The 21432-nt window shown below is 62.4% G+C and carries 20 protein-coding genes; 8 read left to right on the forward strand and 12 right to left on the reverse strand.

Features of this window, described 5'->3' with window-relative positions; all coding sequences use genetic code 11:
• Nucleotides 1–22 precede the first annotated feature (22 nt).
• Nucleotides 23–361, forward strand: a complete 339-nt coding sequence (locus AC522E_RS10500; RefSeq protein WP_500750385.1) for a P-II family nitrogen regulator — start codon at nucleotides 23–25, stop codon at nucleotides 359–361.
• Nucleotides 362–429: 68 nt separating this feature from the next.
• Entirely contained in the window at nucleotides 430–1839 is a 1410-nt protein-coding gene (gene glnA / locus AC522E_RS10505; RefSeq protein WP_500750387.1) for a type I glutamate--ammonia ligase, read from the forward strand.
• A gap of 98 nt (nucleotides 1840–1937) precedes the next feature.
• Here glnA and AC522E_RS10510 read toward each other — a convergent pair whose 3' ends face one another.
• Complete coding sequence (locus AC522E_RS10510) at nucleotides 1938–2636, reverse strand: helix-turn-helix transcriptional regulator (protein WP_500750388.1); 699 nt, start codon at nucleotides 2634–2636, stop codon at nucleotides 1938–1940.
• A 123-nt stretch (nucleotides 2637–2759) separates the two neighbouring features.
• Between AC522E_RS10510 and AC522E_RS10515 the strand changes: the two genes are divergently transcribed.
• Both AC522E_RS10515 and AC522E_RS10520 read left to right on the forward strand, forming a co-directional pair.
• The gene (locus tag AC522E_RS10515) at nucleotides 2760–3389 is read left to right on the forward strand and encodes a LysE family translocator (protein WP_500750389.1); all 630 of its coding nucleotides are present in this window, start codon (nucleotides 2760–2762) and stop codon (nucleotides 3387–3389) included.
• A gap of 151 nt (nucleotides 3390–3540) precedes the next feature.
• On the forward strand, nucleotides 3541–3879 hold the full coding sequence (locus AC522E_RS10520; RefSeq protein ID WP_500750390.1) for a hypothetical protein: 339 nt from the start codon (nucleotides 3541–3543) through the stop codon (nucleotides 3877–3879).
• A gap of 144 nt (nucleotides 3880–4023) precedes the next feature.
• Here the strand turns inward: AC522E_RS10520 and AC522E_RS10525 are convergent, their stop codons facing one another.
• Together AC522E_RS10525 and AC522E_RS10530 are read right to left on the reverse strand one after the other, a co-directional pair.
• Nucleotides 4024–4680: an outer membrane protein gene (locus tag AC522E_RS10525; RefSeq protein WP_500750391.1), complete on the reverse strand. Its 657-nt coding sequence runs from the start codon at nucleotides 4678–4680 to the stop codon at nucleotides 4024–4026.
• 110 nt (nucleotides 4681–4790) lie between these two features.
• Nucleotides 4791–5501 (reverse strand): alpha/beta fold hydrolase, encoded by a 711-nt coding sequence (locus AC522E_RS10530; protein ID WP_500750392.1) that lies wholly within the window; start codon nucleotides 5499–5501, stop codon nucleotides 4791–4793.
• A gap of 163 nt (nucleotides 5502–5664) precedes the next feature.
• Here AC522E_RS10530 and AC522E_RS10535 point away from each other — a divergent pair, with 163 nt between their 5' ends.
• Nucleotides 5665–7086: a DEAD/DEAH box helicase gene (locus tag AC522E_RS10535; RefSeq protein ID WP_500750393.1), complete on the forward strand. Its 1422-nt coding sequence runs from the start codon at nucleotides 5665–5667 to the stop codon at nucleotides 7084–7086.
• 118 nt (nucleotides 7087–7204) lie between these two features.
• Nucleotides 7205–7765: an NADPH-dependent FMN reductase gene (locus AC522E_RS10540; RefSeq protein ID WP_500750394.1), complete on the forward strand. Its 561-nt coding sequence runs from the start codon at nucleotides 7205–7207 to the stop codon at nucleotides 7763–7765.
• Nucleotides 7766–7861: 96 nt separating this feature from the next.
• Here the strand turns inward: AC522E_RS10540 and AC522E_RS10545 are convergent, their stop codons facing one another.
• The 8 genes from AC522E_RS10545 to AC522E_RS10580 all read right to left on the reverse strand — a co-directional run bounded on the left by AC522E_RS10545 (nucleotide 7862) and on the right by AC522E_RS10580 (nucleotide 15492).
• The gene (locus tag AC522E_RS10545) at nucleotides 7862–8227 is read right to left on the reverse strand and encodes a TfoX/Sxy family protein (protein ID WP_500750395.1); all 366 of its coding nucleotides are present in this window, start codon (nucleotides 8225–8227) and stop codon (nucleotides 7862–7864) included.
• Between the two features lie 10 nt (nucleotides 8228–8237).
• Nucleotides 8238–8618, reverse strand: a complete 381-nt coding sequence (sufA, locus tag AC522E_RS10550; RefSeq protein WP_500750396.1) for a Fe-S cluster assembly scaffold SufA — start codon at nucleotides 8616–8618, stop codon at nucleotides 8238–8240.
• Nucleotides 8619–8844: 226 nt separating this feature from the next.
• On the reverse strand, nucleotides 8845–9165 hold the full coding sequence (locus AC522E_RS10555; protein WP_500750648.1) for an SUF system Fe-S cluster assembly protein: 321 nt from the start codon (nucleotides 9163–9165) through the stop codon (nucleotides 8845–8847).
• Between the two features lie 73 nt (nucleotides 9166–9238).
• Nucleotides 9239–10474 carry a cysteine desulfurase gene (locus AC522E_RS10560; RefSeq protein ID WP_500750397.1) on the reverse strand — a complete coding sequence of 412 codons (1236 nt, stop codon included), beginning with the start codon at nucleotides 10472–10474 and terminating at the stop codon, nucleotides 9239–9241.
• A 114-nt stretch (nucleotides 10475–10588) separates the two neighbouring features.
• Nucleotides 10589–11902: a Fe-S cluster assembly protein SufD gene (gene sufD, locus AC522E_RS10565; RefSeq protein WP_500750398.1), complete on the reverse strand. Its 1314-nt coding sequence runs from the start codon at nucleotides 11900–11902 to the stop codon at nucleotides 10589–10591.
• A gap of 1 nt (nucleotide 11903) precedes the next feature.
• The gene (gene sufC, locus AC522E_RS10570; protein WP_500750400.1) at nucleotides 11904–12656 is read right to left on the reverse strand and encodes a Fe-S cluster assembly ATPase SufC; all 753 of its coding nucleotides are present in this window, start codon (nucleotides 12654–12656) and stop codon (nucleotides 11904–11906) included.
• A 121-nt stretch (nucleotides 12657–12777) separates the two neighbouring features.
• Nucleotides 12778–14250 (reverse strand): Fe-S cluster assembly protein SufB, encoded by a 1473-nt coding sequence (gene sufB / locus AC522E_RS10575; protein ID WP_500750401.1) that lies wholly within the window; start codon nucleotides 14248–14250, stop codon nucleotides 12778–12780.
• A gap of 69 nt (nucleotides 14251–14319) precedes the next feature.
• Entirely contained in the window at nucleotides 14320–15492 is a 1173-nt protein-coding gene (locus AC522E_RS10580) for a cysteine desulfurase family protein (protein WP_500750402.1), read from the reverse strand.
• A gap of 232 nt (nucleotides 15493–15724) precedes the next feature.
• Between AC522E_RS10580 and AC522E_RS10585 the strand changes: the two genes are divergently transcribed.
• Both AC522E_RS10585 and tyrS read left to right on the forward strand, forming a co-directional pair.
• Nucleotides 15725–16381, forward strand: coding sequence for an alpha/beta hydrolase (locus tag AC522E_RS10585; RefSeq protein ID WP_500750403.1), 657 nt, complete (start codon nucleotides 15725–15727; stop codon nucleotides 16379–16381).
• Nucleotides 16382–16605: 224 nt separating this feature from the next.
• Nucleotides 16606–17868 carry a tyrosine--tRNA ligase gene (gene tyrS, locus AC522E_RS10590; protein WP_500750404.1) on the forward strand — a complete coding sequence of 421 codons (1263 nt, stop codon included), beginning with the start codon at nucleotides 16606–16608 and terminating at the stop codon, nucleotides 17866–17868.
• A gap of 3 nt (nucleotides 17869–17871) precedes the next feature.
• Here the strand turns inward: tyrS and AC522E_RS10595 are convergent, their stop codons facing one another.
• Nucleotides 17872–21300 carry a hypothetical protein gene (locus tag AC522E_RS10595; RefSeq protein WP_500750405.1) on the reverse strand — a complete coding sequence of 1143 codons (3429 nt, stop codon included), beginning with the start codon at nucleotides 21298–21300 and terminating at the stop codon, nucleotides 17872–17874.
• Nucleotides 21301–21432 lie beyond the last annotated feature (132 nt).

A 21432-nucleotide genomic window follows, 5' to 3' on the forward strand; every position in this document is an offset into this window, starting at 1 on the left:
TCGAAGCGAGAGCGGATCCGGGATGAAAAAGATCGAAGCCATCATCAAGCCCTTCAAGCTCGATGAAGTCAAAGAAGCTCTCCAGGAAGTCGGTCTCCAGGGGATTACGGTCATCGAGGCCAAGGGCTTCGGACGGCAGAAGGGCCATACGGAGCTCTACCGGGGTGCCGAATACGTCGTCGACTTCCTGCCCAAGGTGAAGCTCGAGATCGTTTTGGCCGACGATATGGTCGAGAGCGCCATCGAGGCGATCCGGAAGGCTGCACAAACGGGCCGGATCGGAGACGGCAAGATTTTCGTGTCGACGGTGGAAGAAGCCGTCCGCATCAGAACAGGCGAAACCGGATCCGACGCGATCTGAACTCGCTTTGCTAGGCCACGGCGGAGCGCCGTGAACAATCACTAAGGGCAAAAGAGGACGAAACGATCATGCAGACCGCCAAGGATGTGCTCAAGGCGATCAAAGACAACGACATCAAGTATGTCGACTTCCGTTTCACGGATCCGCGCGGCAAGTGGCAGCATGTGACCTTCGACCAGTCCATGGTCGACGAGGACGTGTTCGCGGACGGCGTCATGTTCGATGGTTCGTCCATCGCCGGCTGGAAGGCGATCAACGAGTCGGACATGACCCTCATGCCCGATCCGTCGACCGCGCAGATGGACCCGTTCTTCTCGGCCGCGACGCTGTCGATCGTGTGCGATATCCTCGAGCCCGCCACCGGCGAGCCCTATGACCGCGACCCGCGCGGCATTGCCAAGAAGGCCGAAGCCTACCTGAAGTCCACGGGCATCGGCGACACGGTCTATGTCGGACCCGAAGCCGAGTTCTTCGTGTTCGACGACGTGAAGTTCATGGCCGACCCATACAACACCGGCTTCAAGCTCGACTCCTCCGAGCTGCCGATCAACGGCGACACGGATTACGAGGGCGGCAACCTCGGACATCGCATTCAGACCAAGGCCGGCTATTTCCCGGTCCCGCCGCTCGACTCAGCCCAGGACATGCGCAGCGAGATGCTTGCCGCCATGGCCGCCATGGGCGTGACCGTCGAAAAGCACCACCACGAAGTGGCTTCCGCCCAGCACGAGCTCGGCACGAAGTTCAACACGCTGGTCAAGACCGCCGACGAAATGCAGATCTACAAGTACTGCATTCACAATGTCGCCCAATCCTATGGAAAGACAGCGACTTTCATGCCGAAGCCGGTCTATGGCGACAACGGCTCGGGAATGCACGTCCACCAGTCGATCTGGAAGGGCGGCAAGCCGATGTTCGCCGGCAACAAGTATGCCGACCTCAGCCAGGAGTGCTTGTGGTATATCGGCGGCATCATCAAGCATGCCAAGGCCTTGAACGCCTTCACCAATCCGTCGACGAACTCCTACAAGCGTCTCGTTCCCGGCTACGAGGCCCCGGTCCTGCTTGCCTACTCCGCGCGCAACCGCTCAGCCTCCTGCCGCATTCCGTGGACGACCTCGCCCAAGGCAAAGCGCGTCGAGGTTCGCTTCCCGGATCCAACCGCCAACCCCTACCTGGCCTTTGCGGCGCTGCTGATGGCCGGTCTCGACGGCATCCTGAACAAGATCGACCCCGGTCAGGCGATGGACAAGGATCTCTACGATCTGCCGCCGCGTGAACTGAAGAAGATCCCGACCGTCTGCGGATCGCTGCGCGAGGCCCTCGCGAGCCTCGACAAGGACCGCGGCTTCCTGAAGGCCGGCGGCGTCTTCAACGACGCCTTTATCGACAGCTTCATCGAGTTGAAGATGACCGAGGTCGCCCGGTTCGAAATGACCCCGCATCCGGTCGAGTTCCAGATGTACTACTCCTGCTGATCGAGCAGGATACTTTCCTCCCGGCTGCGGACAGCGGCCTTCCTCAGCCGGAGCCTTCGGGCTCCGGCTTTTTTATGGGCCTTGGACGGTCGCGATTTTCAGCGAACAGGGGCGCCCTCCGAGCGCCAGCCGGCAACCCATTGTTGTCTCAGGCTGTCGCCCTCGCCTTTGAAGAATGCCTCGGTGGCTTGGCTGCCCTCGACTCGATCGGCACGGAAGTTCCTCAGGGCCTGGCGCAGTTCACACCAAGCGACGACATTCGCCGCCTCCGGGTAATAGATCAGTGCGATCGGCCGGATGATCCGTTGCGTCGCCTGCCCCTTCTCGTCGCGATATGCGATCTCGATCTTTCGCTCCTCGCGGATCGCAGCCCGGACCAGGGCAAGGTCGATGCCGGAAGGCGGCGGCGCGACGGAACCCCAGGCGTGCAGAGCGTTTCCCGTCAGAGCCTGGCGCAGTGGTGGCGGCAGCGCGGCAGCGATTTTCTGACCTGCCTTCCTGGCCGATTGCTTGAGCGCCGGGTCCCCGGTCCGCTCGAGGAGGGCGAGTGCCAGCACGATGGCCTCCGTTTCCTCGATCGAGAACATGAGCGGTGGCAGATCGAAGCCGGGTCGCAGGAGATAGCCGATGCCGCGCCCGCCCCTGACCGGAACGCCCATGGCCTGAAGTGCGGCGATGTCCCGATAGATCGATCGCGGCGTGACATCCAGGTCCCCGGCGATACGCGCCGCCGTCACCGGCTTCGTCGCAAGCCGGAGGATCTGGATGATCTCGAACAGCCGTGATGCCTTCCGCATGAGCCCGCCCTTCTCGCAACTGACACAACGCTGTCAGTTCTGCTGCCGCCAGGTGCCATCCATCCTATTGGGAAACAATGGAATCCGGTTCATCAGAAGTTCTGATGGCATGAGGCAACTGACATGACATATAGCGCGAATCTTTGGCTTTTCCTGACTCTCCTGTTCGGCATCATCGTCATTCCAGGCATGGACATGTTGTTCGTCCTCGCCAATTCGCTGACCGGGGGGCGGCGGGCCGGCCTTGCAGCGACCGCGGGAATCATGGCGGGGGGCGCGGTCCATACGATCTTCGGCGCGGTGGGGGTTACGATCCTGGCCCGCCTGGCGCCCGCGTTCTTTACGACCCTTCTCTATGCGGGTGCGGCCTACATGGCCTGGATCGGCCTGACGCTGATGCGGAGCTCGATCACCATCGACACGGTGAACGCGACACATGCGCGATCTTCCTGGACCGCTTTCAGGCAGGGTGCCCTGACCTGCCTTCTCAACCCAAAGGCCTATCTCTTCGTGCTCGCGGTCTATCCCCAGTTCCTGCTGCCGCAATACGGCGCAATCTGGATCCAGGCCCTGATCATGGGCACGATGACTCTGCTGATGCAGTTCGCCGTCTATGGCGGCCTTGCCTTCGCGGCGGCTCGGAGTCGCGCGTTTCTGGTGTCGAGCCCACGTGCGACCATGCTGGTCGGGCGCGGGGCGGGATTCCTGTTCATCCTTGTCGCCGCGGCGACGATCCTGCGGTCCGGTTCTTAGTTCGGCATTTCGAGCATCGGACACCGCATGAATGCTGTCGGCCGCCGGCGGATGCTGGCTGCCTACCCGTCGCCCTGGACTTGACCCTGGCTGCTCCCCCGTGCTCCCTGACCGGCGCTCCGACGAGACTGAAGGCGACAGGATGAGCCGCATGACCAAATCGATTGTCGCTCTGGCAGCCCTGCTGGCGACCGTACTCCTCGGCGAGATCCCGACTGCCCTCGCTCAGGAACCCGTGCGGAGTTGGCGCGAGGTGAAATGCGCCCGCTATAAACAGGCGTGGTCCGAGGCCCTCGCCCTTCGGGGCACTCAGGGCCTGGGGCGGAAATTTCTCGACGCTCACGCGTCCTTTCTGGCTTCGGGCTGCATCGAGGCGGCGAATGTCTGTCCTCGCTCCGCTGAGGAACTGGATCTCGCGAACATGATGGTCGTCGCGGCAATGAACGCAGGGACAGCGAGCACATTTCCCCCATTTGCCTGTCGTAAATGAAGCCGGTGGCCGGCCTGCAGGGACGCGAGCGATCGGCGTGGATCACGACGGCACGGTTCATCGTCCAGTTTGGCACGGGACCGGCCCGCCCATGACAAAAAGCCCGGTGTTTCCACCGGGCCCTTCATCAGACAGTGAGAGATCTCAGTAGGTGCCGAAACGGTAATTCAGACCGGCGCGGATGACGCCGAACTCATCGTTGCTGTTGGTGCCATAGTATCCGAGGTAGGCATCGTAGCGGTTGCGGCCTTCGAGATTGACATAGAGGCCTTCGAGCTTGGCGCTCAGATTGTTCGTGAAGGCATATTCGAAGCCGGCGCCGACGGTCCAACCGCCATTCGAGTCGCCATAGGCGAAGCCGCCGGTGGCGTAGACGAGGGCCCGGTCGAAGGCGACGCCGGCGCGAGCACGGGCGGTGCCGAACCAATCGTCGGAGGAGTTATGGCCGTAATAGCCGAGGCCATAATAGCCGTTGTCGCGGCCACGATCGGCATACTGCAGGTCGGCCTCGAGGCCGAGCACGAACATGCCCATCTGGTAATTGTACCCAAGCTGAGCACCGCCGACAAAGCCGCCGTCGCTGTGATTGCCGCCATAATAGCCAAGGATCGGATCATAATAGCGACTGCTGTCGTTGGTGTTCCAGCCATAGCCGGCATTCACGCCGGCGTAGAAACCGGTCCAGGTGAACACCGGAACCGCCATGACCGGCGCAGGTGCGGCGCGGGAGGGAAGGTCAGCCGCCACGGCGCCAGCGGTGAGAGCGAGCAGAGCCGCGGAAGAGAGCAGGATCTTTTTCATGTGATTCATCCCATTGCTTGGACACTTCATGGCAATGGTATTACATTAAATAAAGAAAAGCGGCTGTAACCTGATTGCAACAATCAGGCGGAACCAAGCCGCTTATGCCGTCAATTTCGACGGGAAGGGACTTCGAGCCATAGTTGAAGGGCACGGGTCACCGCCGCGGGTTCATCGAGAGTCGACAGATGCCCTGCCCCCGGAACGACGATCAGGGAAGCCCATTCGATCATCTCGGCCATTTCACGGGCGACCTCGGGAGGGGTTATGGCATCCTCCTCGCCGACCAGGACAAGGGTGGGAATCTCTATCCCGGACAGGAGCGGACGGGAATCAGGACGTCCCATGATCGCCCGCTGCTGCCGGACATAGGCGTCAGGCCCCACCTCCCGCATCATTCCGAGCACCTTGGCCTTCAGGGCCGGGTTTCCCTGGCCATGTGCGGAGAGAAGTCGCGGCCAGAACCCGGCGATCACATCCTCGAAGCGGCCACCTTCAGCCAGGGCGATCATTCGCAGGCGATCCTCCCGCGCCTGTTCCGTATCCGGTCGGGCGGTGGTGTCGAGAAGAGCGAGCCGTTCGACGCGTTCCGGCGCCTGACGCAGGACCTCCATCGCCACATAGCCGCCCATGGAGAGACCGGCGAGGTCGAAACGGTCCGGAGCAGTGGCAAGCAGGCGGGCCGCAATTCCCCCTACCGAATCGTCCCGGGCATGGTCGGCGACCACGATCCTTCGCATTTCGGAAAGAGCACCGATTTGCGCTTCGAAAAGGCTGGATGTATTGGCGAGTCCGGGAATCAATACGAGTGTCTCGGCCATTGCGCCTTTTCCTTGGATTGACAAGGCCATAGCTTGTCCTATGGTCCCGCCACATCTTTACTTGAGCAGAAAACCTCAGGTGAAACCAGTTTTGCGCCTGTTTGTTGCCGTATCGAGCGGCGGGCATTGAAAGCGCGTTCAGCTCTCAACGGTTATAACCCTCATGTCGTTTGCCGAACTCGGACTTAGCGAGAAAGTTCTTCAGGCCGTCGCCACCTCTGGCTACACGGAGCCGACGCCCATCCAGGCCCAGGCCATACCGGAGGTCCTGGCGCGCAAGGACGTGCTTGGAATCGCCCAGACCGGCACGGGCAAGACCGCTGCCTTCACCCTGCCAATGCTGACGCTTCTGGAAAGCGGGCGGGCGCGGGCACGGATGCCGCGGACCCTGATTCTCGAGCCGACCCGGGAGCTTGCGGCCCAGGTCGAAGAGAACTTCGATCGCTATGGCGCCAATCACAAGCTCTCCGTCGCGCTCCTGATTGGCGGCGTTTCGTTCGGCGACCAGGATGCCAAGATCACCCGGGGGGTCGACGTTCTGATCGCCACCCCAGGTCGCCTCCTCGACCATTTCGAGCGTGGCAAGCTCCTTCTCACCGGGGTCGAGCTTCTCGTGATCGACGAGGCGGACAGGATGCTCGACATGGGCTTCATCCCCGATATCGAGCGCATCGTGAAACTCGTACCGTTCACGCGGCAGACACTTTTCTTCTCGGCGACCATGCCCCCCGAGATCCAGCGTCTCGCGGACGCGTTCCTGCACAACCCTGTCAAGATCGAAGTTGCGCGGGCCGCTTCGACCGCTGCGACGATCACACAGCGCCTGGTCGCCACGGGATCCCAGGATTACGAGAAGCGCGAGACCCTGCGGGACCTCATCAACAACGCAACCGACCTGAAGAACGCTATCGTCTTCTGCAATCGCAAACGGGATGTGGCCGTGCTCCACCGGTCTCTCCAGAAGCACGGTTTCAACGCCGCCGCCCTTCATGGCGACATGGATCAGCATGCCCGCATGGCCGCGCTGGAGAGCTTCCGCAACGGCACGACGACGATCCTCGTGGCGAGCGACGTCGCGGCGCGCGGCCTCGACATCCCGGCCGTGAGCCACGTCTTCAATTACGATATCCCGCATCATGCGGAGGATTACGTCCACCGGATCGGCCGGACGGGCCGCGCGGGACGGACGGGGTATTCCTTCACGCTCGTGGGCCCGGGCGACGAGAAATCCCTCGCGGCCATCGAGAAGCTCATCGGCCAACCTATCGAATGGGAAGGTCCAAGCCTCGCCGAACGCCCCGCCTCACCCGGCCGCGCCACCGGCCGTCGTGTTCGCAGCGGCCCAGAGCGTTCGCGCGGCCGCAGGAGCGGTGCCCGAGCGCCGGCCGAAGCCGCGGCCGAGGTGAGTGAGGCTCCGCGTGCAGAGCGCGCCCCCCACCGGGAGCGTTCTCCAGCGAAAGAACCGCAGCGGGACCGCGGCCGCGGTAGCCGCCGTGACCACGATTCGGACGAGCCCGTCGTCGGGCTCGGCGACCACATACCGGCCTTCCTTCTGCGCGCGGTTCCGGTCAAGAAACCTAAATAGGACGACTTGCCAAAGCGGCCCGCCACGACACAATCCCTAAAGTCGAGGACATCGGTCGACGTGGCGCACGGTGCCGGCGCCGTGTCGGTGGCCGGCTGTCATAGCAGGGGTATTCGTCATGGTCGCTCGCAACGTCGCCGTCTTTGTCGGGAGTCTTCGCAAGGAATCCTTCAGCCGCAAGATCGCAAAAGCGCTTCAGGACCTCGCTCCCGACGGGATGAAGCTCTCATTTGTCGAGATCGGTCACCTGCCCCTCTACAACCAGGATGACGACGCCACGCCGCCCGAGTCCTTCGTTGCCTTTCGGAAGACCGTCGCGGCAGCGGATGCCGTGCTGTTCGTAACGCCTGAATACAACCGCTCCGTGCCAGGCGTCCTGAAGAATGCCATCGACGTGGCATCGCGCCCCTATGGCCAAAGCGCCTGGAATGGGAAGCCCGGCGCCATCGTCAGCGTCTCGCCCGGTGCAATCGGGGCATTCGGCGCGAACCATCACCTGCGGCAATCGCTGGTCTTTCTCAATGTTCCGACCATGCAGCAGCCGGAGGCCTATATCGGGAACGTCACCCATCTCCTCGATGAGAACGGCAAGCTCACCAACGAGGGTACACGCGACTTCCTGGCGAAATTCCTTGTGAGCTTCGCGGCGTGGATCGAGGCAGCAGGCAAAGCGGCGTGAAGATCTCGAACATCGTTCGTTGCGGAGAACTCACATTCCACTTTGATGGCGTCGCCCTCAGGTTTCCGACCCGGACCTCCGGTTGCGTCTGACACGCTAGACAGACCGGGCCGTCGGCTTGAAGCGTCCTTTGGCGGGCTTTGCCGCCCGCGCCCGGTAGGCGGCCTCGAGAGCGAGGGAGCCGAGGCGCTGCGCCTCGGCATCGTCCTCCATCGCGGATTCAGGCATGAGCCAATAGCTCATGGTCGTGGTTCTGCCGTTGCGGCTTGCATAGGTAAAAGGCCGCGATTGAAGGTTTTCGAAAACTGTGACGGTTCCGGAATCGGTCTTCAGGTAGATCTCGCCGTCCGATTCGAGGGCGAACATCACATCGCCGCGATAAATGCCGTGGCCGCCGAACATGCGGCGGATGCGGACGGGCCCGAGCGCCCGGAAAATGTCCTGGATGGCCTCGACGTCCATGGTCGAATTGCTACTCGGCGGGCTGAAGCTTCTCGGGCGTGGCCGGCGTGATCGCGACCGACTCGCCGCACCCGCACGCCGAAGTCTGGTTCGGATTGTTGAAGACGAACTGCGACGCGAGCTTCGTGGTCTGGAAATCCATCTCGGTCCCGAGCAGGAACAGCACCGCTTTCGGGTCGATCAGGACGGTGACGCCCTTGTCCTCGACCACCTCGTCGAGGGGCGAAACGGCTTCGGCGTATTCCATGGTGTAGGACATGCCGGCGCAGCCGCCGTTCTTCACGCCGACGCGAACACCCACGATGGGACGCTCCGCCTTGGCGATAATCTCCTTGACGCGGCTCGCCGCCGCATCAGTCAAGGTGACGACCTTGAAACCGGGTAGTGCCATTGATTTCTCTCCTGACGTCCGGGTTCAAGGCCCGGGCAGAACGAGTCCATTTTTTTAAAGATAGGAGATCGGAGGCCCAACGTCGAGGTGTATCGGCCCTGCAGCACACCCGAGGCCACGCGGGGAGCGCCAATCCGATCCCTGGCAAACGTCCATCCTGCCATGGGATGGTCGCTGGATCCGGCCTATTCGGTCACTTCGTCACGGCACGGCCCCGGGAGGCCCGTCACCACATATCGAGCGCGACCCGGGCCTCGTCGGACATGCGGCTCTGGTCCCAAGGCGGATCGAAGACCATGTTCACCGTGACACCCTGCACACCCGGCACGGTCGAGACCGCATTCTCCACCCAGCCCGGCATCTCTCCGGCCACCGGGCAGCCAGGGGCGGTCAGCGTCATGTCGATGGCAACATTCCTCTGGTCATCGATCTCGACACGATAAATGAGGCCCAGCTCGTAGATATCCGCGGGTATCTCAGGGTCGTAGACGGTCTTGAGCGCGGCCACGATGTCGTCCGTCATGCGGTCGAGCTCTTCCGGCGGCATTCCGCTGCCGGGGGTCACCTGTGGCGCGTTGGGCGCATCGTGGATCGGGGTCAGGTCGTTCACAGGATTGTCCTCACGCGAACAGGGCTTCAGCCTTCTGCAAGGCTTCGGCCAGTTTATCGACTTCTTCCAGAGTGTTGTAGAGCCCGAATGACGCGCGGCAGGTGGCCGTGGCCCCGAACCGCTCCAGAAGCGGCATGGCGCAATGGGTGCCGGCCCGCACGGCGACGCCCTGGCGGTCGATCACCGTAGCGATATCGTGAGCGTGGGCTCCCCTCATATCGAAGGCGATGATTGCACCCTTGTTCTTCGCGCGCCCGTAGATCCGCAGCGAGTTGATCGCGCCCAGGCGCTGATGGGCATAGTCCGAGAGCGCCGCCTCATGGGCCCGGATATTCTCGCGGCCGAGCTCCATCATGAATCGCAAGGCCGCATCCAGGCCGACGGCTTCTATAATCGCCGGCGTCCCGGCCTCGAACCGGTGCGGCGGGTCGTTATAGGTGATTGCGTCGCGGCGGACCTCCTGAATCATCTCGCCACCACCCTGGTAAGGCGGCATGCGGGCCAGCAGTTCCTTCTTGCCGTAGAGGACGCCGATACCGGTGGGCCCATAGACCTTGTGCCCTGTCAGGACATAGAAATCGGCATCGAGATCCCGAACATCGACATCCAGATGGACCGCGCCCTGCGCCCCGTCGACCAGGACCGGGACCCCATGCGCATGGGCGATGCGGATGATATCCTTCATCGGCGTGACCGTGCCGAGCACGTTCGACATATGGGTGATGGCAACGATCTTGGTGCGAGGCGAGAGGAGCTTCTCGAACTCGTCCAGGAGGAAATTGCCCTCCTCGTCAACGGGCGCCCATTTGATGACGGCCCCCTTGCGCTCGCGCAGGAAATGCCAGGGCACGATATTGGAATGGTGCTCCATGATGGAGAGGATGATCTCATCCCCCTCTCCGATGGCCATGCGGCCGAAGGAGTCCGCCACAAGATTGTAGGCCTCAGTCGCCGATTTGGTGAAGACGATCTCATTCGCCGATTCGGCGTTCAAAAATGCGCGTACGGTCTCGCGTGCCCGTTCGAACGATTCGGTCGCCACGTTCGCCATGAAATGCAGGCCGCGATGGACGTTGGCGTAGCCCGTCTCCATGGTGTTGACCATGGCATCGATCACCGCCCGCGGCTTTTGCGCGGAGGCGGCATTATCGAGGTACACGAGCGGCTTGCCATAGACCTGCTGCGACAGGATGGGAAACTGGGCCCGGACCGCCTCGACGTTGTAGGGCTTCGCTTGCATGTTCATTGCCTGACTTTCCTCCGCCGCCATCCCTCGGGGTTGTACCGGGAGTTCACGCCTCTTCTGAAGGCGTGGAAGGCGTCCTGACCGGACCGGCTCCGGCCATGACGCTTCGCGTTGCTAGGCACGAGCCCGCAGCCATGCCTCGACGGTGCCGACCAGGGCTTCGCGAACGGCCTCGTTGTCAACGAACTCGATCGCCTCGCCAAGGAACGCCTGGACCAGGAGGCTCTCGGCCTCCTTCCTCGGCAGCCCGCGGGCCATGAGGTAGAACAGCAGATCCTCGTCGAGCTGGCCGCAGGTCGCCCCGTGGGCGCACTGAACGTCGTCGGCAAAGATCTCGAGTTCCGGCTTGTTGTTCATCGCGCCACCCTCGGCGAGAAGGAGCGCTGCCGACATCATGCGCCCATCGGTTTTCTGCGCATGATGGGGAACGATGATCTTGCCCTGGAACACACCGGTCGCCTCATCGTCGATGACGGTCTTGAACAACTCGCGGCTTTCGCAATGGGGAGCCGCGTGCTCGACCACAAGGGTCGAATCCGCGTGCTGGCGGCCCTTCACCATAGTCGCGCCGTTGATCTGCGCCTTGGCGTTCTCGCCATCGAACCGGGCGAAGACCTGGTGACGGGACACAGCCGCGCCGGCGACCACGTTGATGCTCATCAACTCCGCCTCGGCGCCGATCTTCACGGCCAGGGTCGAGAGGGCGAGCGCCTTGTCGCCCTCCGCATTAAGACGAGCATGACGAACATTCGTCCGGTCGCCCGCGATCACCTCGACGACATCGTTGGGCTGATGCCCGACGCCGTCGCCGCTCTCGTGACTCTCCAGGATCTTGACGGAAGCCCCGTCCTCGACCAGGACGAGAACCCGGGTCGCGGTCGCTACGGCAGTGTTCCCCGTCGTCACGAAACGGAGATGGATCGGCGTCTCTACCGGCCCGACGATGCGCAGCATCACCCCGTCCGCCATGAACGAAGTGTTCAGCTGATAGACGGGGTTGTCCGCTGCCCACGGGATCGGGCTGAGGTGAGCGAGCCAGTCGTGCCCGGATGCGAGAGCCTCAGCAAGCGGCACGATTTCCACGCCTTCGGGCAGGGCCTCGAACTTCACCGCATCACGAACGAAATGGCCGTTCACGAACGGCACCTGAAGTGCCCCAAGGTCGGAGAGCGCGGTCGCTTCGGCCAGGGCCGCCTTCGCAGCTTCGGCGGAAGGCTTGGCGGCGAAGGGCGCCGCTTCGCGCATCAGGGCCCGCAGGTCGGTGTACTTGAACTCTTCGACCCGCCGATGCGGCAAGCCGTTGCGATCGAAGACCTCGAAAGCCCTGGCGCGTGACTCCGCGTCGCCTGGCAACAGGGCCTTTGCGGATTCGAAAGCCTGCGCCAGCCCGGTCTCCGCGGGCGTCTTCATGAGAGTGACGTCAGCCATGTCAGGCGGCCTCGCTGTCTCGGTAGTCGGCATAGCCATTGGCTTCCAGTTCGAGCGCCAACTCCTTGCCACCGGATTTCACGATGCGGCCGCCCGACATGACGTGGACAGAATCCGGCACGATATGATTGAGCAGGCGCTGATAATGGGTGATCACGAGGAACGAACGATCCGCCGCCCGAAGGGCGTTCACACCCTCGGACACGATACGCAGCGCATCGATGTCGAGCCCGGAATCCGTCTCGTCCAGAATGCAGAACGTTGGCTCCAGCAGGGCCATCTGCAAGATTTCCATGCGCTTCTTCTCGCCGCCGGAGAATCCGACGTTGAGGGCGCGCTTCAGCATGTCCTTGGGAATCTCGAGCTTGGCGGCCGCCAGGTTGACCCGCTTGATGAAGTCAGGGGTCGTCAGCTCATCCTGTCCGCGGGCCTTGCGCTGGGCATTCATGGCAGCCTTGAGGAAGGTCATCGAGGCGACACCGGGAATCTCGAGCGGATACTGGAATGCGAGGAAGACGCCCGCCGCAGCGCGCTGATCAGGCTCCATTTCGAGCAGGTTCCGGCCGTCGAGAAGGATCTCGCCGTCGAGGACCTCGTAGTCCTCCTTTCCGGCGATCACATACGAAAGCGTCGACTTGCCGGAGCCGTTTGGCCCCATGATCGCGGCGATTTCGCCATTGTTCACGGTGAGATCGAGCCCGTTGAGAATGCGCTTGTCCTCGATCTGGACCACAAGGTTCTTGATTTCGAGCATGATTGATTTCCATTCACGTCATCCCGTACGACTTCGGCCGCCTCGGGATCGTTTTCGAATTGCACTGGTTTTCGCGATCCCGGCCCCGCGAGCCGCGGCGGCCGGGATGACGCCGTTGCGATTAGCCGACGCTGCCTTCGAGGGAGATCGAGATCAGTTTCTGTGCCTCGACCGCAAACTCCATGGGGAGCTGCTGGAGCACGTCCTTCACGAAACCATTGACGATCAGGGCCGTCGCTTCCTCCTCCGAGAGGCCGCGCTGCTGGCAATAGAACATCTGGTCTTCCGAAATCTTGGACGTCGTCGCCTCGTGCTCGAACACGGCCGTCGCGTTCTTCGACTCGATATAGGGCACTGTGTGGGCGCCACATTCGTTTCCGATCAGAAGCGAGTCGCAGTTCGTGAAGTTGCGGGCTCCTGACGCCTTGCGGTGCGCGGAAACGAGGCCGCGATAGGTGTTCTCGGACTTACCCGCCGCGATCCCCTTGGAGATGATCCGGCTTGTGGTGTTCTTGCCCAAATGGATCATCTTGGTGCCGGAATCGACCTGCTGCATGCCGTTCGACACCGCGATCGAATAGAACTCGCCGCGTGAATTATCGCCGCGGAGGATGCAGGACGGGTACTTCCAGGTAATGGCCGATCCCGTCTCTACCTGTGTCCAGGTGATGACCGAGTTCCGGCCCCGGCAGTCGCCACGCTTGGTCACGAAATTGTAGATGCCGCCCCGGCCCTCGGCGTCGCCTGGGTACCAGTTCTGCACCGTCGAATACTTGATCTCTGCGTCATCGAGGGCGACGAGCTCGACCACTGCGGCGTGAAGCTGGTTCTCGTCCCGCTTCGGAGCGGTGCAGCCTTCGAGATAGGACACGTAGGAGCCCTTGTCCGCGATGATCAGGGTGCGCTCGAACTGCCCCGTATTCTTCTCGTTGATACGGAAGTAAGTCGACAGCTCCATCGGGCACCGCACGCCCGGCGGCACGTAGACGAACGAACCGTCCGTAAACACGGCTGAGTTGAGGGTCGCGAAGAAATTGTCGGTGACCGGGACCACGGACCCCAGATACTGGCGCACCAGGTCCGGATATTCGCGGATGGCCTCCGAGATCGGCATGAAGATCACGCCGGCCTTCTTCAGCTCTTCCTTGAATGTCGTCGCGACGGAAACCGAGTCGAAGACCGCATCCACGGCGACGCGACGCTCCGGCTCGACGCCAGCCAGGATCTCCTGCTCGCGTAAGGGAATGCCGAGCTTCTCGTACGTCTTGAGGATCTCGGGATCGACCTCGTCGAGGGATTTCGGCGCCGGGTTCTTCTTCGGCGCGGCGTAGTAATAGATGTCGTTGTAATCGATCTTGTCATACGACACCCGCGCCCAGGACGGCTCTCTCATGGTGAGCCACCGCTTGTAGGCATCAAGGCGCCACTGAAGCATCCACTCTGGCTCGCCCTTCTTGGCGGAAATGAAGCGGATCACCTCTTCGGAGAGGCCCTTCGGAGCCTTCTCCATCTCGACTTCGGTCTCGAAGCCATACTTATATTGGTCGACATCGATCAGTCGGACCTGATCGATCGTCTCCTGCACTGCAGGCATCTTGTCTCTCCCACCGCTCACGGCTTCAAGGGCCGCGGGTTGATGACATGGAAATGCAAGCGTCGCCGGTCAGGCTGCGCTTGCCCTCCGCTTATATAGGGTGTTCACCACCCTTTCGCACGCCTCCGCGAAGCGGATTACGTCCTCATTCACAGTCTTCCACCCCAAACTGACCCGCAGAACGCCCTCCGCCAAAGCCGGATCGACGCCCATCGCGTCGAGAACATGCGACCGTCTGACTTTCCCGGATGAACAGGCCGAGCCCGACGAGAGGGCGATTCCCGCGAGATCGAAGGCAATCAGCGCGGTTTCGGCCTTCAGGCCGGGTATGGCAAAAGCAAAGGTATTCGGCAACCGCCGAGCCTCGCCTGCGATCACGACAGCGTCCGGCGCCACCCGACGGAGATGGCTCTCCGCCTCGTCTCGCAGAGATGCAAGCCGCGCGGCCTCATGGTCAAGCTCCGCCTCGGCCAGTTCGGCCGCCTTGCCGAAGCCCGCGATGGCGGCGACATTCTCCGTCCCCGCCCTATGACCCTTTTCCTGGCCACCGCCCCGCAATAGCCGCTCTGCGACTTCGAGTTGGTCCGAGGCGACGACCAGGGCACCGACGCCCTTCGGGCCACCGATCTTGTGGGCCGAGAGGGTCAGCGCGTCGATCTCGAGCGCGGCCATATCGACCGGAACCTTGCCCGCGGCCTGGACGGCGTCCGTGTGGACGAGGCCGCCATGGCGGTGAACCAGTTGTGCAATGTCCGCAACTGCCTGAAGGACACCGGTCTCGTTGTTGGCAAGCTGGACGGAGACGAGCGCACGGGCGCTGCCGGCGTTTTCCAAACGCTCCTCGAGCCGACCCAGATCGATGATGCCGTTCGCATCGACGGAGAGAATTTCAACGGCCTCTGCCGCGAAGCGATGACCGTTCAGGCCGCACGGGTGTTCGGTCGCGCCGATCAGCAGGCGTGCGGCGCCTGCTTCACCAAGGCGGTGGAAAGACGGGGAAAGAACAGTGTTGCTGGCCTCGGTGCCGCCGCTCGTGAAGATGACATTCTTGGTCTTGGCCCCGACGAGATTGGCGACCCGCTCCCGGGCGCGCTCGACCTCCGCCCTGGCAGCCCGCCCCTCCGCATGGACCGACGAGGCGTTTCCAGGAAGCTGCAGTGCGCGCACGACCTCGTCCACGACTTCAGGCCGGATCGGCGTGGTCGCGTTATAGTCAAGGTAAATGCGTTGATCTGCTGCCATCCCGATTGCCGTGGTACACGAATGTCTTGCAATTGCCCCTGGTTGCCATGTTAAAGCACCGCAACCACATTTCTCGAGGCCGCACGGGCGCCGAAGGCGCGGGTGGACCAAGGGAAATACAATTACACTTTAGAACAATTCTAAAGATTTTACCGAGATCCGGGGCCTGAAGTCAAGGCTGCAGTGCTTTTCCTCTCTCTAGGCGAGAGGGCGGTTGAGAGGTTCGTATTCCATGCCTGAGGTTGTCTTCACAGGTCCCGCTGGCCGCATCGAAGGGCGCTACCAGCAAGCCAAGCAGAAAGGCGCCCCCATCGCCATCGTGCTTCATCCGCATCCCCAGTTCGGGGGCACGATGAACAACCAGATCGTGTACAATTTATACTATGACTTCCTGAACCGGGGCTTTTCGGTGCTGCGGTTCAACTTCCGGGGGGTCGGACGCAGCCAGGGCGCATTCGACCACGGCCAGGGTGAGCTCTCGGATGCCGCCGCGGCCCTCGATTGGGCTCAAGCCATGAACCCGGATGCCCGTGCCTGCTGGATCGCTGGTGTCTCCTTCGGCGCCTGGATCGGGATGCAGCTCCTGATGCGGCGTCCCGAGATCGAAGGCTTCATCTCCATCGCCGCGATGGCCAACCGATACGATTTCTCATTCCTGGCGCCCTGCCCGTCTTCTGGCCTCTTCGTGCACGGCTCCGAGGACCGGGTCGCGCCGGTGAAGGACGTCGTCAGCGTCATCGAGAAGGTGAAGACGCAGAAGGGCGTTAAGCTGGAGCACGCCGTCGTCGAAGGCGCCAATCATTTCTTCGATGGCAAGGTCGAGGAACTGATGATGGCCGTTGACGAGTATCTCGACAAGCGCCTGGGCAAGGCGGAAGAGGCCGCCTAGGCATTTTCAGGAACCAGCCTTCTGCGCCGGAGGAAGGTGTGGCCGGCCCGCCGTCCGAAGACGTTGCCGACAAGGCTGCCTAGGGAAGTTTGCAATTCCAATCGGGATGCGACGCGCTCTTACCGCTACTACTCCGGCGGTCGTTGCATCCTTGAGTGGTGAAATGCCTCGCCAAAACTGTTAGACGCAGTTCCAACAACGTCACGCGAACAATGAGACCTGCGATGAACGCGCCGAAATCGGAATTCATGAAGGTTCTGACCGAACGCGGCTTTATTCATCAGACGTCCGACTTCGAGGGCATCGATGAGGCCGCACGGGAGGGCCGTCTTACAACCTACGTGGGCTATGACTGCACCGGCCCGTCACTCCATGTGGGCCACCTCCTGTCCATCATGATGCTCCACTGGCTTCAGAAGACTGGCGCGGGCAGGCCGATCACGCTGATGGGCGGCGGTACGACCCGCGTCGGCGATCCCTCCGGCAAGGACGAGAGCCGCAAGCTCCTGACCCCGCAGCAGATCGAACAGAACAAGGACAGCCTGAAGGGCGTGTTCGCGCGTCTGATCTCGTTCGGCGACGGCCCGCGGGACGCGATCATGGTCGACAATGCCGAGTGGCTGACCAAGCTCAACTACATCGATTTCCTGCGCGACGTCGGCCGCCACTTCTCCGTCAATCGCATGCTGTCCTTCGACAGCGTGAAGCTTCGACTTGAGCGCGAGCACGAATTGTCGTTCCTGGAGTTCAACTACATGATCCTCCAGGCCTACGACTTCGTCGAGCTGCACAAGCGCTACGGCTGCGTCCTCCAGATGGGCGGCTCCGATCAGTGGGGCAACATCGTCAACGGCATCGATCTCGGCCGACGTCTCGGGACGGAACAGCTCTTCGCCATTACCTGTCCGCTTCTCACCACGGCTTCGGGTGCCAAGATGGGCAAGACCGCATCCGGCGCCGTATGGCTCAACGCCGACATGCTGAGTCCTTACGACTACTGGCAGTTCTGGCGCAACACCGAGGATGCCGATGTTGCGCGTTTCCTGAAGCTCTTCACGACGCTTCCGCTCGATGAAATCGCCAAGCTCGAAGCTTTCCAGGGTGCCGAGATCAACGAAGCGAAGAAAGTGCTCGCCACGGAGGCGACCGCCCTCATCCATGGGCGCGACGCGGCCGAGCGAGCGGCGGAAACAGCGCTGAAGACGTTCGAGCAGGGCACCCTGTCGGAGAGCCTGCCGACGATCGAGATTCCGTCCTCCTCGCTCAAGGACGGTCTCGGTATTCTGGCGGCCTTCGGGCCCGACTATGCCAGGCTCGTTCCCTCCACCAGCGAAGCGCGGCGACAGGTCAAGAGCGGCGGCCTCAAGGTCAACGATCAGCCCGTCACGGATGAGCGCGGCGTGTTGAACCTGTCCGATATGACGGCGGAGGGCGTGATCAAGCTGTCATTCGGGAAGAAGAAGCACGTTCTTCTGCGCGCCGTTTAGCGATTATCGCTCGGGGGTCGCGGGCAGTTCGCCCGCCTGCGTCTCCCCTGCCCCACCGGCTCCGAAGAGCTTGCGCAGGAATCCCGGCGCCACGGCAGAGAGCGGGTTGACGGTGAGCGTCGGTGCATCGCTTGGGCCTGCCACGCGGAAATTCACCGCGAAGAGCCCCTCGTACTGCCCGCCGCCAAGCAACGGCCCGAAAAGCGGCACCTGCGCGAAGGCATTGTTGAGCCCATAGGCTGGCACAAAAGTCCCGGAAATATCCATGCGCTCGCGGGCATTGTCGATATAGCCGCCGAGCGTGAAGCCCACCTGGTTGCCGAAGATTGCCGCATCCTTGAAGTCGAGACGGCCGGCCGTGCGGGTGAAATCGACCCGTGCTTTCGTGAAGATGACCTCGTTCACGTCCGTCCGGATGGACTGGGGGTTGCCCGCCTGGTCCTGCCCGGTCACCACCTGGGACTGGGTCGGGATGATCCGACGGAGGGCCGGTTCGTTCTTCAGGGCGAAATCCCGCAACGTCAAGAATCCTGCCTGAGGACCGTCGCCCGCGGCCATCTGCAGGACGAGATCCCCGCCGATCATGCGCTTGTAGATATCCAGGAAGCGCAGGAGCGAGCCGGCGTCCTGTGCCTGGAGCACGATGGTCGGGCCTGTCGCTGCCTGGCTCAGGGTCTTTGCGATGATGTCCGTCGCACCGAGCCGCCCCTTCATCTCCAGGTTGCGGAGATTGTCCTTGCGAACGGAAACCTTGAGCGACGCGTTCGTGATCGCCTCGCTGTTGTAGCCAGCGAGGATGTTGAGGACGACATCAAGGTCGAAATCCTTCATGTCACGCTGCGCTGCAGCGTTCTTCCCCGTCGGAGCAGGCGCGGACGCCATGGCCTTCGAGAAGGGGCGTGCGTCGCCGACATTGCCCCGGATCGTGACCTTGTACAGGCCATTGACCCGATCGATCTGCGCGCGCATGTCGTCCCCCGGCGACAGTTTGAAGGTGGAAAGGTCCGCCTTTTCGATTCCTCCGTCGCCCGAGAGCACTGCCGATCCGTGCAATTGCACGGCTCCCGCATCGAGCTGCAGGTCACGGATTTCCGTCGACGGGCCATCGACCATGACGAAGGAAAGCTTGCCCGCCCGACCAGACGGCTTGACCCAGCCTGGAATGAGCTGATCGATGGCAACCTTGGTCAGATCGGCTTCCACGCGAATGCCCTGCTTGGCAGCAGGACCGAGGGGCAGCGAAGCCTTGAGCGGCAGCGTGCCTGTCAATTGGGGTCCGAAGGACATCCCGCGCTTCGCGCGGGCAGCCTCGTCGAGACTGAAGGCCACATTCGCCTCGCCGCCTTCCGGCGCTTTATGCACGTCGATAGAGGCCACGCTGCCGCCCATCTTTCCGTCACCCTTGATCGAGAGATTGCCTCTGTCGTAGGCGATGGCGAGGTTGGCGTTATCCAGGCGATCCTTGCCGAAAATCTTGTCGATGCTGAAGTCACTGACAGTTCCGGACACCTTCAACGGAAGGTCCGCAACTGCGGGCACATGGCTTACCGCCAGGTCGATGCCGACGCGAAGATCGGTCTTGCCCTTCATCGTTGCAGGATCGACATCGAAGCCGGCGATCTCGTGAACCAGGGGTTCCTGCAGGAGGGCACCGAGACCCTCCGCCGTCCCAGCGAGGCGGAAATTGATCTTTGCTAGGGCGTTATCGTCCCAGTAATTGTCCAGATTGAACGTCCCCTCCGAGGCGCCGAGGCTCCGGTCATTTGCCATGTCCACCCGTCCCGTCGGAGCCTGGAGGGTGACCTTGGTTCCTGTCACGCGGCCAGAGACGATCATGTCGGAGATGGGCGGCAGTCCCTTCGCGGCGGTCAGAACGCCCTTCGAGATTTTGAAGTCGATTGCTAGGGAGTTCTCCGGGATCGGTCCGCCGGAAACCGCCTTGATGATGTCCTCGCCCGTCATCGCAACCTTGAGGGCTATCGAATCCAGACGGCCTGCCTTGAGGTTCGACTTGAGGAATTTGCGGACCGGTGGTGCCACGGCTTCGGGCCAGATCCGGACGGCAGTACGAACGTCCGTTCCGGCCGCGCTCACCTGCAGGTTCAAGCCGTGAGGATCGGCCGAGGCGCCGAGAAGTCCACTGATCTCGGCGGAAAGAGCGGGACCCTCGAGCTTGATGCTCTTGATGGCCACTCCGTCGGGCCCGGCAAGCTCAGCCTTGAGTTCCTTGACCATGACGGGCCTGTCGCCCTCTGCGGCGCCCGACAAGATCACATCGCTGCCCGCGAGGGACAAATACCATCCCTCGCCTCCCGCGGCCGTGAACAGGCGCCCCTGAAGCCGCACATGATTGCCGCCGCCGACCAGTTCCAGATTTGGGAGATCGAGGGCCCGGCTCGCCTCATCCCAGGTCGCTTCAATGGTCGCGTGCTCGACATTCAAGGGAGACGTATCCTTGTCGTCGACCTGGATGAAGCCGGCATTGCTGTCGAGCCGGGTTTTGAGTTCCGTTACGCGACCGCCGCCATAGGCCACGTCTACGCGACCCGAGAATTCGAGATCCGTGGTCGCCGGAAGCGCCGAAAGGCCCGTGAGCAGAAGGATATCCTGAATCGGCGCATCGTCGGCGACGACGACGGCGCGATACTGACCCTTACCCTCCACATTGGCGTCACCGCTCAGCTGCCAGCGCCCTTTCGGACTCTCGACACCGGCGACGAAGCGACGTCCTCCGCTCTCGGACCAATCGAAGGTCGCGTCGAACCGATCCAGCGTGCCCCGCCGACGCCCATCCGCATCGATGAACATGAGCCGGGCATTCGTGACCTGGGCCTTGTCCAGCGATCCCAGGATGCTCTGCGGTCCGACCACGAGATCAAACAGGGATCCGACGGCTCCGGAAATCGGTGAGCCGGCCGTCACAACGGGGGGAATCGATGCCGCGGCCTCGGGAGGCTGGCTTCCGGAGACGGCGCCGGGGGCAGTGCTGTCGGCCGCGTCCCCTCCAGGATCGGAACTGAAGGTCAACGACCCGTCCCGGTTCACGAGGACACGCAACTGCAGATCGCGCAGCTCTATCGACTTGGGCTGCAAATTCCCCGTGAGCAGGGAGATGCCGTCCACACTTACGAGCGCAGACGGCGCGCGCAGGACGAGGGCACCGTCGGGGGCCCGGATATCGAGTCCGTCCGTCATCAGGACAGGGGAACCACCGTGAAGGCCGACCGCTGTATTCCGCAAGGTCACCGTCCAGCCGGGGCCAATCCGTGACGCGATCGCCTCAGCGACTCGCTCGGGTAGGCGCCCGAAATTCAGCGGCCCGGCCGAAAGGCGCATATAGAAGATGCCAAAGCCGATACAAAGGAAGAGCAGAAGGCCAAGCTTGAGATAGAGAGCACCACGAAGGACGCGCCGGATAGCGCTACGCTTCACCGGTTTATGCCGGGGCGATCTGGTGCGAAGAAATGGCTTCATACTCGTGTTTGTCGGTCGTTCCGGTCTTGAACTTTGAGCAGGATACGGGAATCAAAGGGGACCTTAACCCTCTTGCGCACCTATCGCGAC

Source organism: Microvirga sp. BF8 (assembly GCF_059888585.1).

Excerpts from the sequence above, each read along its gene's own strand:
- AC522E_RS10500 (WP_500750385.1), top strand. The coding sequence starts at position 23 with ATGAAAAAGATCGAAGCCATCATCAAGCCCTTCAAGCTCGATGAAGTC.
- glnA (WP_500750387.1), top strand. The coding sequence starts at position 430 with ATGCAGACCGCCAAGGATGTGCTCAAGGCGATCAAAGACAACGACATC.
- AC522E_RS10510 (WP_500750388.1), bottom strand. The coding sequence starts at position 2,636 with ATGCGGAAGGCATCACGGCTGTTCGAGATCATCCAGATCCTCCGGCTT.
- AC522E_RS10515 (WP_500750389.1), top strand. The coding sequence starts at position 2,760 with ATGACATATAGCGCGAATCTTTGGCTTTTCCTGACTCTCCTGTTCGGC.
- AC522E_RS10520 (WP_500750390.1), top strand. The coding sequence starts at position 3,541 with ATGACCAAATCGATTGTCGCTCTGGCAGCCCTGCTGGCGACCGTACTC.
- AC522E_RS10525 (WP_500750391.1), bottom strand. The coding sequence starts at position 4,680 with ATGAAAAAGATCCTGCTCTCTTCCGCGGCTCTGCTCGCTCTCACCGCT.
- AC522E_RS10530 (WP_500750392.1), bottom strand. The coding sequence starts at position 5,501 with ATGGCCGAGACACTCGTATTGATTCCCGGACTCGCCAATACATCCAGC.
- AC522E_RS10535 (WP_500750393.1), top strand. The coding sequence starts at position 5,665 with ATGTCGTTTGCCGAACTCGGACTTAGCGAGAAAGTTCTTCAGGCCGTC.
- AC522E_RS10540 (WP_500750394.1), top strand. The coding sequence starts at position 7,205 with ATGGTCGCTCGCAACGTCGCCGTCTTTGTCGGGAGTCTTCGCAAGGAA.
- AC522E_RS10545 (WP_500750395.1), bottom strand. The coding sequence starts at position 8,227 with ATGGACGTCGAGGCCATCCAGGACATTTTCCGGGCGCTCGGGCCCGTC.
- sufA (WP_500750396.1), bottom strand. The coding sequence starts at position 8,618 with ATGGCACTACCCGGTTTCAAGGTCGTCACCTTGACTGATGCGGCGGCG.
- AC522E_RS10555 (WP_500750648.1), bottom strand. The coding sequence starts at position 9,165 with ATGCCGCCGGAAGAGCTCGACCGCATGACGGACGACATCGTGGCCGCG.
- AC522E_RS10560 (WP_500750397.1), bottom strand. The coding sequence starts at position 10,474 with ATGAACATGCAAGCGAAGCCCTACAACGTCGAGGCGGTCCGGGCCCAG.
- sufD (WP_500750398.1), bottom strand. The coding sequence starts at position 11,902 with ATGGCTGACGTCACTCTCATGAAGACGCCCGCGGAGACCGGGCTGGCG.
- sufC (WP_500750400.1), bottom strand. The coding sequence starts at position 12,656 with ATGCTCGAAATCAAGAACCTTGTGGTCCAGATCGAGGACAAGCGCATT.
- sufB (WP_500750401.1), bottom strand. The coding sequence starts at position 14,250 with ATGCCTGCAGTGCAGGAGACGATCGATCAGGTCCGACTGATCGATGTC.
- AC522E_RS10580 (WP_500750402.1), bottom strand. The coding sequence starts at position 15,492 with ATGGCAGCAGATCAACGCATTTACCTTGACTATAACGCGACCACGCCG.
- AC522E_RS10585 (WP_500750403.1), top strand. The coding sequence starts at position 15,725 with ATGCCTGAGGTTGTCTTCACAGGTCCCGCTGGCCGCATCGAAGGGCGC.
- tyrS (WP_500750404.1), top strand. The coding sequence starts at position 16,606 with ATGAACGCGCCGAAATCGGAATTCATGAAGGTTCTGACCGAACGCGGC.